Below are 12,855 nucleotides of genomic sequence, written 5' to 3' on the forward strand. Positions count from 1 at the left end.
ACCCGGTCGTCGTCCTGGGCCTGGGTCACGTCACTGGCTGCGGCGTCGGTCACGGGGAAAGGCTACCGGCCAGCCGCGGCTCGACCTCCGTCGCCACCCGCCGCTCGATCCAGAACGCGACCAGCGGGACGCACGCGCCCACGACGATCGCCGCCATCCTCCCGAACGACCAGCCGACCTTGAAGCCGAGGTTCGCCACGGTGAACACGAACACCATGAAGATGAGGCCGTGCACCGGGCTCCACCACGACAGCGCCGCGTTGTCGAAGCCGTACTTCAGGACCATCTCGGCGATCAGCACGAACATCGCGAGGCCCGCGAGGATCGCCATCACCTTGAACCAGCCGAGCGCGCGGCGCGCGCCCTGCACATCCCGGATCTCAGTCGTCACGTCGGGCATCCTCTCGCACCATCCTGGACCACATGAACACGGCGAACGCCGCGAAGACCCACCACTGCACGGCGTATGCCGCGTTGCGCCACTTCAGGCCGCCCTCCACCTCGGGCGGGGGCACCCGCTGCACCCCGGTGGGTGCGGGGATGCCGGACCCGGTCGCCGTCCGCTCGGTCTGGGCGAAGACGAAGGCGTTGTAGAGCTCCCCCGGCCACTCGTTGACGAGCACGGCCAGGTCGACCGAGCCGCGGGCCTGCTGCGGCCAGGCCGGCAGCCCCTGCGGCGGGTCGGAGGGCGACTCACCCGGGGCCAGCGAGCCGTCCACAGAGACCGTCCCCGTCGGCGGCTGGACCGGCCTCGTCGTGTCCGTCACGAAGCCGCGCACCACGGCGATCCGGGCCCTGCTCTCGGTGACGTCCAGCGGTGTGACCACCCAGTAGCCGGTCCGGCCCTGGAGACGGCGGGGACCGACGAGGAACTGGCCGTCCGCGGCATACGTCCCCACAGCGGTGACGCTGCGCCCGGACTGGGGGTTCGGGAACGGCTGGTGCGGCCGGATGACGGTGTCGAGCAGGGCCGGCCGCGCCTCGTGCGCCTTGCGCAGCGCATCGGCCAGGCCCTTGTCCTGGGCCACGTGCAGCTGCCACAGACCGAGCTGGATGCAGCCGGCGACCACGACCAGGACGACCGCGAACAGGCCGAGCCAGCGCGGCTTCAGGGCGGTTCGCAGCACGCGACGAGGCTACGTGACGTCCCTGTGCGCACGGACACGAGGCCCGTGGGCAGCCGGAAAACCGGTGTCGTCGTGTCCGTGCCCGCGCCTACCGTGGTGCCCCTGATGCGCGAGATCCCCTTCCCCGACCCGGGCCGTCCCGACACCCGGAGCACGGTCCGGTTCCTCGCGTGGGTCGCGGCGCGGCAGTGGCCCACCCAGCTCGTCGGCATGGCCAGCGGCGCGGTCTGGATGCTGGCCATCGCCCTCATCCCGGCCGCGGTGGGCAAGGGCGTCGACGAGGGCATCGTGCCCGGCAACCCCGCGGGCCTGGTCCGGTGGGCGCTCGCGCTCCTCGGGCTGGGTGCGGTGGCCGCCTCGATGGCCGCGGTACGGCACTGGTTCGCGGTCCACAACTGGCTCTTCGCGTCCTACCGCGGTGCCCAGCTCACCGCCCTCGGCGCCGAGCGGGCCGGGCCCGCCCTGACCCGGACGCTGCCGTCGGGCGAGGTGGTCGCGGTGTTCGCGAACGACGTGATGCGGCTCGGGGGGCTCTACGACGTCATGGGCCGGTTCGCCGGGGCGATCGTCAGCTACGTCGTCGTGGGGGCGATCCTGCTGGCGGCCTCTCCCCCGCTCGGCTGGCTGGTGCTGCTCGGCGGCCCGGTCATGCTGGGCAGCCTCACCCTGATCGTGCGACCGCTCCAGCGGCGCCAGGCCCGACAGCGCGAGGAGGCCGGACGGCTCACCACCCTCGGCGCCGACACGGTCGCCGGGCTGCGGGTGCTGCGCGGGATCGGCGGGGAGCAGACGTTCCTGCGGCGGTACGAGGCGCAGACGGCCCGGGTGCGCGCCACGGGGTTCCGGGTGGCCGGGCTCCAGGCGGCGCTCGACTCCGCGCAGGTGCTGCTGCCCGGCGTCTTCGTCGTGCTCGTCACCTGGCTCGGGGCCCGCCAGGCCGTGGAGGGACGGATCACGCCGGGACAGCTCGTGGCGTTCTACGGCTACACCGCGTTCCTCACCATGCCGCTGCAGACGGCGGTCGAGGTGATCGACCGCGGCATCCGGGCGCACATCGCAGCCGGGAAGATGCTGCGGGTCCTGGCGGTCGAGCCGGACCACGCCCCAGGCCAGCCCGCACGCGCGGAGCTGCCCGACCCCGGCGCCGATCTAGTCGACCCGCTCTCGGGCACGGTCGTCCGTGGCGGCCTGCTCACGGCGATCGTCTCGGCGCGGCCCGAGGAGTCGGCGGCGGTCGCCGAGCGCCTCGGCCGCCACGGGCCCGGGCCGCACCAGACGACGTGGGGCGGCGTGCGCCTCGACGACCTGCCGATCGAGCAGGTGCGGCGGTCGGTCGTGGTGAGCGAGCCCGACCCGCGCCTGTTCACCGGCGTGCTGCGCGAGGAGCTGCTGGCCGCGCGCCGTCCCACGCCCGCTGCGGCCGGGGGCGGGAGCGGGAGGTCGGCAGGGACGGATCCAGGGACGGCGTCGGACACGGAGGTGCACCGCGCCCTCGAGACGGCGAGCGCGCTCGACGTGCTGGAGGCGGTTCCCGACGGGCTCGACGGCCTCGTCGAGGAGCGCGGCCGCTCCTACTCCGGCGGCCAGCGGCAACGGCTCGCCCTCGCCCGGGCGCTCCTCACCGACGCCGACGTCCTCGTCCTCGTCGAGCCGACGAGCGCGGTCGACGCCCACACCGAGGCCCGCGTCGCCGAACGGCTGGCCGAGCACCGGCGCGGCCGCACGACCGTCGTCACCTCGGTCAGCCCGCTGCTGCTCGGGCAGGCCGACGAGGTGGTCCTGCTCGAGGACGGTCTCGTCACCGCCCGCGGCACCCACCGCGAGCTGCTCGCGGACCCCGAGCACCCGGCATACCGGCACATCGTCATCAGGGAGGAGGAGCCGGCATGATGACCGACCACGCCCGGCGCACCCTGCCCGTCGCGGACAAGGCCGCCGTCTGGCGGCACACGCGCGCGCTCGCGGCCGAGCACCGTGGCCTCGTCGCCCAGGTGCTGGTCCTGCACGCGCTGGCCGCGCTGGCCGCCCTGGCCGCGCCCTGGCTGGTGGGTCGGCTCGTCGACCTCGTCAGCGGTCGCGGCCACACCGGCGATGTCGACCGGATCGGCATCCTGCTCGCCGTCGCCGTCGTCGTGCAGACCGGCCTGACGTGGGCGGCCCGGCGGGCGGCGTTCCTCCTCGGCGAGACGGTGTTCGCCCAGCTGCGCGAGCAGTTCGTGGCGAGGGCGGTCAACCTGCCGCTGTCGACGGTCGAGCGGGCGGGCACGGGCGACCTCGTCGCCCGCACGACCAACGACGTCGAGGCGCTGTCGCACGTCGTGCGGTTCGGGGTGCCCTCGCTCTTCGTCGCCTCGATGACCGTCGTGATGACGGTCGTGGCGGCGCTGTTCACCTCGCCGCTGGCGACCCTGCCGATCCTGCTCGGCGTTCCGTTCTACTGGATCTCGACGCGCCGCTACCTGCGCAAGGCCGGCGACGGGTACCTATGGGAGCGCGCGACGTACGCCGCGCTCAACGGCGTCGTCGCCGAGACCGTCGACGGCGCACGCACCATCGACGCCCTGTCGCTGGCGGGCGTGCGCCGCAGCCGCTTCCACGACGCGCTGCGCGAGTGCTACCGGGCGGAGCGGTACACCCTCGGTCTGCGGCTGCGCTGGTTCCCGGCCGTCGTCTTCGGCTACTACGTGCCGACCGCGGGCGCGATCGTGTGGGGCGGCTGGCTGGCGGTCAACGGTCACATCTCGGCGGGGGTGGCGACCGCGGTGACGCTGTACATCCAGCAGATGGTCGGCCCGCTCGACGAGCTGCTCGGCTGGCTCGACGAGATCCAGGTCGGGGCCACGTCGCTCGCCCGCGTCATCGGCGTGGGCGAGGTGCCGCCGGACCGGGTGGCCACCGGCGCGCGCCCCGACGGCCCGAGGATCGAGGTCGACGACGTCCGGTACGCGCACCGCGCCGGCCACGACGTCCTGCACGGCGTCTCGCTCGACCTGCGGCCCGGCGAGCGGCTCGCGATCGTCGGGCCGTCCGGCGCGGGCAAGTCGACCCTCGGCCGCCTCATGGCCGGCATCGACGGACCGCGCGAGGGGCGGATCGACGTCGGCGGGGTGCCGCTTGTCGACCTCGACCTCGGCGACCTGCGCGGCGAGGTGGCGCTGGTGACGCAGGAGCACCACGTGTTCGTCGGGTCCCTGGCAGACAACCTGCTGCTCGCCCGTCCCGGTGCCGGCACGCAGGAGCTCGAGGAGGCGCTGCGCGCCGTCGACGCGCACGAGTGGGCGCTGGGGCTGCCCGAGGGGCTGGCGACGGTCGTCGGCAGCGGCGGCCACGTGCTCAACGAGGCGCAGTCGCAGCAGGTCGCGCTCGCCCGGCTCGTGCTCGCCGACCCGCACACCCTGGTGTTCGACGAGGCGACCTCGCTGCTCGACCCCCGCGCGGCCCGGCACCTCGAGCGCTCGCTGGCCGCCGTCGTCGAGGGCCGCACGGTCGTCGCCATCGCGCACCGGCTGCACACCGCCCACGACGCCGACCGGGTGGCGGTGGTGGAGGACGGGTTGGTCAGCGAGATCGGCACGCACCACGAGCTCGTGGCCGCGGACGGCCCGTATGCCGCCCTCTGGGCGTCGTGGCGCGACGAACCGGCCACCCGGGGCACGACCACCTGAGGCCCGACCACCTGGGGCACGACCACCTGAGGCCCGGCGCCCTGTCGAGCGGTCAGGACATGCCGACGGTCGCCGGTCGCCACCGGCGTGTCCTGACCCCTCGTCCTACTCAGCCGAGGCCCAACGCTCGCGCGAACCGTCGCACGCAGTCCGCCCGCTGCGCAGGTCGGTAGACGTCGTCCGCGTAGATCTCCAGCACCTGCCATCCCTCGTCCGCCGCCACGGCGGTCCGGTGGGCGTCATAGCTGCGACGGCTGATCGAGGCGTGGTCCGAGCCCTGGTACTCCCCCACCACCCGCTGCCGGCGCCACACCAGGTCCCCCTCGAGCAGCCACTGCCCGTCGCGTCCGTGGACAGCGGCGTTCACCTCCGGCTCAGGCAAACCGGACCGGAGGAACATCAGCCGTGCCCTCGTCTCCATCGGTGAGCGCACCGGCGCCCGGACGAGCCCGAGGGCTTCTCGCAGCATGGTCGCGCCACGCGGTCGGACCCGCGCGTCGAGCGCTCGCCCCATCGCCAGCACACCAGCAGCACGATCGACGAAGCCGGTGCCCGGCTCGGGAGGCCCGACCAGGTGCGTCGCGACCTGGTCTCCCGCGACGACGAGGTCGTCGAGGCCGAACGCGGGAGCAGAGAGCTCGGCGAGGTCGAGCCACGTGTCCGCCAGGCCGGTGACACGGAGCCCGGACACCCGCACGACCTTCCGGCGCTCCAGACCGCGGTGCCCTTGACAGCCCTCTCGCCGCGTCCGGCTCTTGCCGGAGGGCCGCATCACGTGAAGGACGTCGTCGACTGCGTGGGGCACCGGCAGGTCGAGCCCCCAGAGGTGGGCGGCGGTCAGGTGGCTGAAAGCCGCATCCGCTGGCAGCGCCAAGGCGAAGGCCCTCGCACGCTGCGACGTGGTGGTCGGCGCCCGTAGCATCCGCACCGCCCGCGTCGGGCTCACGAGGTGTGGTGCGCGCAGACGCCACATCGGCACCTCATGGCGACGGGCCTCCGCGACCGTGAACGGCGAGCTGGCGACTGACTCCGGCAACCACACTCCGTCCACGGCTCCACTGTGGTCCGACGCCGAGGCGGTTTCGCGGCTGTCCACAGCCACCAGGACGGGCGCCCGGTCGAGGGGTCAGGACACGCCGAAGGTCCCGGCCTGCCGTCGGCGTGTCCTGACCCCTCGACGCGCGGGACGCGGGCCGAGAACACGCTCGCAAGAAATTTCCGGGACGGCGCGTAACCCCGTGACGGAGCCGTCGTTGTCTGGGTGGTGTGGCTGGAGACCCACCCCCGGCTCGTCTCCAGCCACACCGCCCACGGTCACGGTTGGCGGGGGGCAGGGGGCCCCGTCAACCGTCCTCCGTGTCAGGGAACGGGCAGCCGGGTCCGGCGGCGCCTCCCGACCTGCGCTCAGGCGCCGAAGCTGGGCGCCGTGTCGGTCGAGGGCAGGGCCGACGCCTCCTGCGCCGCCGGTCCGTAGCGGGTCACCGCCGGCCGCGGCGCGGGCACCGGCTCGACGCGCGCGTACCCGTCCTGCTGCGCCGGACGCGGGTCGGCACCGCCCCTGACCGGCCAGAACGACATCGCCCGCTCCGCCTGCGCCGTGATCGTCAGCGACGGGTTGACGCCGAGGTTCGCCGAGACGGCCGACCCGTCGACGACGTGCAGGTCGGGGTAGCCCCACACCCGCTGGTACCCGTCGACCACGCCGCGCTCCGGGCTGGAGCCGATGGCCACGCCGCCGAGGAAGTGCGCCGTCAGCGGGATGTCGGCCACCTCGCCCAGGCTGCTGCCGGCGAACGCCCGCAACCCCGTCGCCTCGGCGAGCCGTCGCGCCAGCACCCGCATCGCCTCCTGCCCCTCGGGGATGAAGGTCGGGTTCGGCTCGCCGTGCCCCTGGCGCGAGGTCAGCCCCCACCCACCGAGCAGGCCGCGACGGCCGCTGACGCGCAGCGAGTTGTCCTTGGACTGCATGACGAGCCCGATGACGGTGCGCTCGCTCCAGCGCCGCACCGAGAACGACCGGACGAAGACGACCGGGTGCTTGACCGCCTCGACGAGGAACTGCACGGGCCGGGGCAGCCGCCCGCCGGGCACGAGGATCGTCGCGAGCAGGCCCATGGCGTTCGAGCCGGGGCCGTACCGGCAGTTCTCGACGTGCGTGTCCGCGGTCGGGTGGAACGACGACGTGATCGCCACCCCGCGCGACAGGTCGGCGTCCTGCGGCACGCGCTCGGTCATGACGCCGTTGAGCGCCTCGGAGTTCGTCCGGGTGAGGTGCCCGAGCCGGTCGGACAGCCGCGGCAGGACCCGCTCCTCCCGCATGCGGTGCAGCAGCTTCTGGGTGCCCCAGGTGCCGGCCGCGAACACGACCTGCTCGGCGGTGACGGTCTCCCGGGTGCGCCGGGACCACGCGCCTGTCCGCTCGTGCGTCACGGCATACCCGCCACCGCGGCGCGGCTCGACCCGGACCACGGTGCGCATCGGCTCGATCGTGGCGCCGAGCGACTCCGCGAGCGCGAGGTAGTTCTTGACCAGGGTGTTCTTGGCACCCACCCGGCAGCCGACCATGCAGTTGCCGCACTGGGTGCAGCCGGTGCGCTCCGGCCCCGCGCCGCCGAAGTAGGGGTCGGGGACGCGGCGCCCGGGCATGCCGTAGAACACGCCGGTGGGCGTCTTGCGGTAGGTGTCCTCGACGCCGAGTTCGCGGGCGGCGAGCCGCATGACCTGCTCGACCACCCCGTCGCACGGGTTATCGACGACCCCGAGCATCGTGCTCGCGGTCTCGTAGTGCGGCCCGAGCTCGGCCTGCCAGTCGGTGATGTCGGCCCACTGCCGGTCGGCGAAGAACTCGGCCGGCGGCACGTAGAGAGTGTTCGCGTAGTTCAGCGACCCGCCGCCGACGCCCGCACCGGCGAGCACCACCACGTCGGGCAGCCGGTGCACCCGCTGCACGCCGAAGCACCCCAGGCGCGGCGCCCACAAGTACCGGCGCAGGTCCCACGACGTCCTGGCGAAGTCCTCGTCGGCGAACCGGCGCCCGGACTCCAGCACGTGCACCCGGTAGCCCTTCTCGGCCAGCCGCAGCGCCGTCACCGATCCACCGAAGCCCGACCCGACGACCACCACGTCGTGGTCGAAGCCGCCGTCCACGCTCACCGGCGACCGACCGCCTTGAGCGCCTGCAGCGCCGAGGTCATCACCCGCACGTAGGTCTCCTGCGACATGCCGAACGCCGGCGCGATCGGCAGGCCGTACTGCACCGTGACGTTCTGGGACTCGGTGTACTTGAGGATGCCCTCGGCACCGTGCCGCCGGCCGACGCCCGACTGCTTCATGCCGCCCATCGGGCTGGCGACGCTCCCCCACGCCGCGGCATACCCCTCGTTCACGTTGACGGTGCCGGCGTGGATGGCGGTCGCGACGCGCCGGGCCCGCGCGACGTCACGCGACCAGACGGAGGCGTTGAGGCCGTAGTCGGTGTCGTTGGCGAGCCGGATGGCCTCCTCGTCGCTGCCCACCCGGTAGACCGACACGACCGGCCCGAACGTCTCGCCGTCACGCAGGTCCATCGCGCTCGTGACGCCCTCGAGGACCGTCGGCTCGTAGAAGTACGGACCGAGGTCCGGGCGGGGCCGGCCGCCGGCCAGCACACGCGCACCCTTGGCGCGGGCGTCCTCGACGTGCGCGCTCACGCGGTCGAGCTGGGCCTGCGAGACGAGCGAACCCATGTCGGGCCCGTAGGCGAGGTCGGCGCCGAGCCGCATCGCCTTCACGGCCGCGACGAACCGGCTGGTGAACTCCTCCGCCACCGCGTCGTGGACGAGCAGCCGCTCGACCGAGATGCACAGCTGGCCACCCGAGGAGAAGCACGCCCGCACCGCTCCGTCGACCGCGCGGTCGAGGTCGGCGTCGTCGGCGACGTACATGGAGTTCTTGCCGCCGAGCTCGAGGGAGTACCCCACCAGCCGGCTGGCGACGGACTCGGCCACGGCGCGGCCGGTCGCGGTCGACCCGGTGTAGCAGACGTAGTCGGTGAGGTCGACGACCGCCTGGCCCACCGTGGGACCGTCACCGAGGACGACCTGCAGCACCGACTCGGGCAGCCCCGCCTCGGTCAGCAGCTGCACGGCCTGGAGCGCGGTGAGCGAGGCCTGGAGGTCGGGACGCAGGACGACCGCGTTGCCCGCCATGAGCGCGGGGATGGCGTCGGTGATGGCGAGGCTGAGCGGGTAGTTCCACGGGCTGACGACACCCACCACCCCGCGGGGGTGGTGGTGCTCGGTGCTCTGCGTGAGCACCGGGAACAGACCGGGGCGCCGCCGCGGGCGCAGGTATGCCGCGGCCGAGCGGGCGTAGTGCCGCGCCACGATCGCCACGTCGGCGACCTCCTCGAAGGCCTGCGCGCGGGTCTTGCCCGACTCGAGCTGCACGATGTCGAGCAGCTGGACCTGCCGCTCGAGCACGAGGTCGTGGTAGCGCAGGAAGACGCGCTGCCGCACCTCCATCGGCGTCCGTGCCCAGGCCCGCTGCGCCGCGCGGGCGGCGTCGACGGCCACGGCGACGTCCTCGCGCGTCGAGAGCGGGAGCGTCGCGAGCGGCGCGCCGGTCAAGGGCGTGACGCTGCGGTGCTCGGCCGCCCGCGGGGCGCACACGACGCGCCGGGTGAGCCGGCGCACGAGCCCCGGGTCCACGGCATACGTCGCGGTGGGGTCGGTCTCGGGATCGGCGATAAGGTCCGGAGCCATGGCGTCAGCCTAGGTCCGCGATGCCTTCCTTACCAGTAGTCAGTTACGCGACCTGCCCCACACGCCCCCTTGCTGCCACGTGGTCGTCACGCAGCCGCCCATCAGCGCACGGCGGTGACGTCCTGCCGGCAACGCGTCGGGAAGACCCCCGCGCGGGTCAGCTCTGCTGGTAGGGGGCGACGACGACCTCGACCCGCTGGAACTCCTTGACGTCGGAGTACCCGGTCGTGGCCATGGCGCGGCGCAGGGCGCCCACGAGGTTGGTCGTGCCGTCGGCGACGCGACCCGGCCCGAAGAGGATCTGCTCGAGCGAGGCGACCGCCCCGACCTCGACCCGCGAGCCACGCGGAAGCTCCTGGTGGTGCGCCTCCGGGCCCCAGTGCAGCCCGCGACCCGGCGCGTCGGTGGCCCGGGCGAGCGCCGCGCCGAGCATGACGGCGTCGGCGCCACAGGCGATCGCCTTGACGATGTCGCCGCTCGTGCCCACGCCGCCGTCGGCGATCACGTGGACGTAGCGGCCGCCGGACTCGTCGAGGTAGTCGCGGCGGGCGGCGGCCACGTCGGCGATGGCACTGGCCATGGGGGCGTGGATGCCGAGGGTGCGGCGGGTGGTGTGCGCCGCGCCGCCGCCGAAGCCGACGAGGACGCCGGCCGCGCCGGTGCGCATGAGGTGCAGGGCCGCGGTGTACGACGCCGCGCCGCCGACGATGACCGGCACGTCGAGCTCGTAGATGAAGCGCTTGAGGTTGAGCGGCTCGGCCCGGCCGGACACGTGCTCGGCGCTGACGGTGGTGCCGCGGATGACGAAGAGGTCGACCCCGGCGTCGACCACGGTCTTCCAGAACTGCTGGGTGCGCTGCGGGCTCAGGGCGCCCGCCACGGTGACACCGGCCTCGCGGACCTCGCGCAGGCGCTGCGCGATGAGCTCGGGCTGGATCTCCGGGGCGTACAGCTCCTGCATGCGGGCGGTCGCGGTGGCCGGGTCGAGCGTGGCGATCTCGGCCAGGACCGGCGCCGGTTCCTCGTAGCGGGTCCACAACCCCTCCAGGTCGAGGACGGGCAGCCCCCCGAGGCGGCCGAGCGCGATGGCCGACTCGGGCGACATCACCGAGTCCATCGGAGCCGCGATGACCGGGATGTCGAAGTGGTAGGCGTCGATCTGCCAGCCGACCGAGACCTCCTCGGGGTCGCGCGTGCGGCGCGAGGGCACCACGGCGATGTCGTCGAAGGAGTAGGCCCGGCGTCCGCGCTTGCCGCGTCCGATCTCGATCTCAGTCACCGCGCAAGGCTATCGGCCACGGCCCGCCCGGCCGAATGCGCGGGATGCACGGCGCCCCGCCGCCGGGTGAGGGGTGCCGACGACGGGACGCCTGGGACGCCGTACCACGCACAGCGTGGTGACGACGAAACCATGGTGCTCCCCTGCTCGGCCCGAGGGGGGCGGGCCGTCCTGGAAGCGTACGGTCGCCCGGTCGGGCGGCGGATCACCCCAAAGGCGTACGCGACCTCCCGCACGCGTCTGGACGCCCGCGCGGACTGTCCGGCCGGACGCGGCCCCGCCCTCCTGGACACCTCCGCCGACCGGCCCGGCGTGCCCGGCCGGGAGGTGGGCGAGTCAGCGACCGCCGTAGTTCGGCGCCTCGACGGTCATCTGGATGTCGTGCGGGTGCGACTCCTTGAGCCCGGCCGAGGTGATCCGCACGAACTGGCCCCTCGCCTTGAGCTCGGGGATGGTGCGGGCGCCCACGTAGAACATCGACTGCCCCAGCCCGCCGACGAGCTGGTGCACGACGTTGGCCAGCGGGCCGCGGTAGGCCACCTGACCCTCGATGCCCTCGGCGATGATCTTGTCGTCGCTGCTGACGTCGGCCTGGAAGTACCGGTCCTTGGAGTAGGACTTCTTGCCGCGGGAGGCCATCGCGCCGAGGGAGCCCATGCCGCGGTAGGACTTGAACTGCTTGCCGTTGACGAAGATGAGGTCGCCCGGCGACTCCTCGCAGCCCGCGAGCAGCGAGCCGAGCATGACCGTGTCCGCCCCGGCGACGATGGCCTTGGCGATGTCGCCGGAGTACTGAAGGCCGCCGTCGCCGATGACCGGCACCCCGGCTTCGCGGCAGGCGAGCGACGCGTCGTAGATGGCGGTGACCTGCGGGACGCCGACACCGGCGACGACGCGGGTCGTGCAGATCGAGCCGGGGCCGACGCCGACCTTGACCGCGTCCACGCCCGCGTCGACCAGCGCCTGCGCACCGGCGCGGGTCGCGACGTTGCCGCCGATGACCTGGACGTGCCTCATGGCGGGGTCGGCCTTGAGCTTGCGGACCATCTCGAGCATCAGCCGGGCGTGGCCGTTGGCGGTGTCCGCGACGAGCACGTCGACGCCGGCCTCGACGAGCCGGGTCGCGCGCTCCCACGCGTCGCCGAAGAAGCCGATCGCCGCACCGACGAGCAGCCGGCCGTGGTCGTCCTTGCTCGCGTCCGGGAACTGCTCGGACTTCACGAAGTCCTTGACGGTGATGAGTCCGGCGAGCCGGCCCTCGTCGTCGACAAGTGGCAGGCGCTCGCGCTTGTGCTGGCGAAGCAGGGCGGTGGCGTCCTCACGCGAGATGCCGACGCCTCCGGTGACCAGCGGCATGGGGGTCATGACGTCGCGGACCCTGGTGGTCTGCCACTCCGCCACCGGGGTGAAGCGCAGGTCGCGGTTGGTGATCATGCCGAGCAGGTGGTTGCCCTCGTCGACGACGGGCAGGCCCGAGACGCGGTACTCGCCGCAGCGGCGGTCGAGCTCCTCGAGGGTCGCGTCGGGGCCGATGGTGACGGGGTTGCTGATCATGCCCGTCTGCGTCCGCTTCACGAGGTCGACCTGGTAGGCCTGGTCCTCGATCGACAGGTTGCGGTGCAGGATGCCGATGCCGCCCTGTCGGGCCATCGCGATCGCCATGCGCGACTCGGTGACGGTGTCCATGGCCGCCGAGATGAGCGGGATCCGCAGCGATATCTCCCGGGTCAGCCGGGCGGTGGTGTCGACGTCGGACGGGATGACGTCCGTCTCGTTCGGCAGGAGCAGGACGTCGTCGTAGGTCAGGCCCAGCTTGGCGAAGGGGTCGTGGGCCGGCTCGGCGAGCGCGGCGCCGGTCGCGGGGGCCGCAGCGGCCTCGTGAGCGGTCAGGTCGGGCAGGCGGTCGTCGACACCAAGGCTCATTGCCCAATCGTAAACCGGCCGCGGACGCCCCTCGTGCGCGCATGGTGCCCGGGCAGCGGGCCGGCGCAGCCACGGCATACGGCCGTCCCGGCCCGGTGTCCACCATCCGGGACCTCGAC

The 12,855-nt window shown here is 73.6% G+C and carries 9 protein-coding genes; 2 read left to right on the forward strand and 7 right to left on the reverse strand.

Annotated features, from left to right (window positions below; translation table 11 throughout):
* Positions 1 to 49: 49 nt before the first annotated feature.
* Both J2X64_RS04395 and J2X64_RS04400 read right to left on the reverse strand, forming a co-directional pair.
* Entirely contained in the window at positions 50 to 391 is a 342-nt protein-coding gene (locus J2X64_RS04395; RefSeq protein ID WP_397444013.1) for a DUF3817 domain-containing protein, read from the reverse strand.
* A complete protein-coding gene (locus J2X64_RS04400) occupies positions 381 to 1,127 on the reverse strand; it encodes an SURF1 family protein (RefSeq protein WP_310150176.1) in 747 nt (248 codons plus the stop codon). Before J2X64_RS04400 ends, J2X64_RS04395 begins: the two co-directional genes overlap by 11 nt.
* A gap of 105 nt (positions 1,128 to 1,232) precedes the next feature.
* Here J2X64_RS04400 and J2X64_RS04405 point away from each other — a divergent pair, with 105 nt between their 5' ends.
* Positions 1,233 to 3,017: an ABC transporter ATP-binding protein gene (locus J2X64_RS04405; protein WP_310150179.1), complete on the forward strand. Its 1,785-nt coding sequence runs from the start codon at positions 1,233 to 1,235 to the stop codon at positions 3,015 to 3,017.
* Positions 3,014 to 4,792 carry an ABC transporter ATP-binding protein gene (locus tag J2X64_RS04410; RefSeq protein WP_310150181.1) on the forward strand — a complete coding sequence of 593 codons (1,779 nt, stop codon included), beginning with the start codon at positions 3,014 to 3,016 and terminating at the stop codon, positions 4,790 to 4,792. The genes J2X64_RS04405 and J2X64_RS04410 overlap by 4 nt, the downstream gene beginning before the upstream one ends.
* Positions 4,793 to 4,901: 109 nt before the next feature.
* Here the strand turns inward: J2X64_RS04410 and J2X64_RS04415 are convergent, their stop codons facing one another.
* The 5 genes from J2X64_RS04415 to guaB form a co-directional block, all read right to left on the reverse strand.
* Positions 4,902 to 5,483, reverse strand: a complete 582-nt coding sequence (locus J2X64_RS04415) for a hypothetical protein (protein ID WP_310150184.1) — start codon at positions 5,481 to 5,483, stop codon at positions 4,902 to 4,904.
* Between the two features lie 713 nt (positions 5,484 to 6,196).
* A complete protein-coding gene (locus J2X64_RS04420) occupies positions 6,197 to 7,945 on the reverse strand; it encodes an FAD-dependent oxidoreductase (RefSeq protein ID WP_397444014.1) in 1,749 nt (582 codons plus the stop codon).
* Positions 7,942 to 9,534, reverse strand: coding sequence for a succinic semialdehyde dehydrogenase (locus J2X64_RS04425; protein WP_310150187.1), 1,593 nt, complete (start codon positions 9,532 to 9,534; stop codon positions 7,942 to 7,944). The genes J2X64_RS04420 and J2X64_RS04425 overlap by 4 nt, the downstream gene beginning before the upstream one ends.
* Positions 9,535 to 9,691: 157 nt before the next feature.
* A complete protein-coding gene (locus tag J2X64_RS04430) occupies positions 9,692 to 10,813 on the reverse strand; it encodes a GuaB3 family IMP dehydrogenase-related protein (RefSeq protein WP_310150192.1) in 1,122 nt (373 codons plus the stop codon).
* 336 nt (positions 10,814 to 11,149) lie between these two features.
* A complete protein-coding gene (gene guaB / locus J2X64_RS04435) occupies positions 11,150 to 12,736 on the reverse strand; it encodes an IMP dehydrogenase (protein ID WP_310150194.1) in 1,587 nt (528 codons plus the stop codon).
* Between the last annotated feature and the right edge of the window lie 119 nt (positions 12,737 to 12,855).

Source organism: Phycicoccus sp. 3266 (assembly GCF_031456495.1).
Lineage (GTDB): Bacteria > Actinomycetota > Actinomycetes > Actinomycetales > Dermatophilaceae > Pedococcus.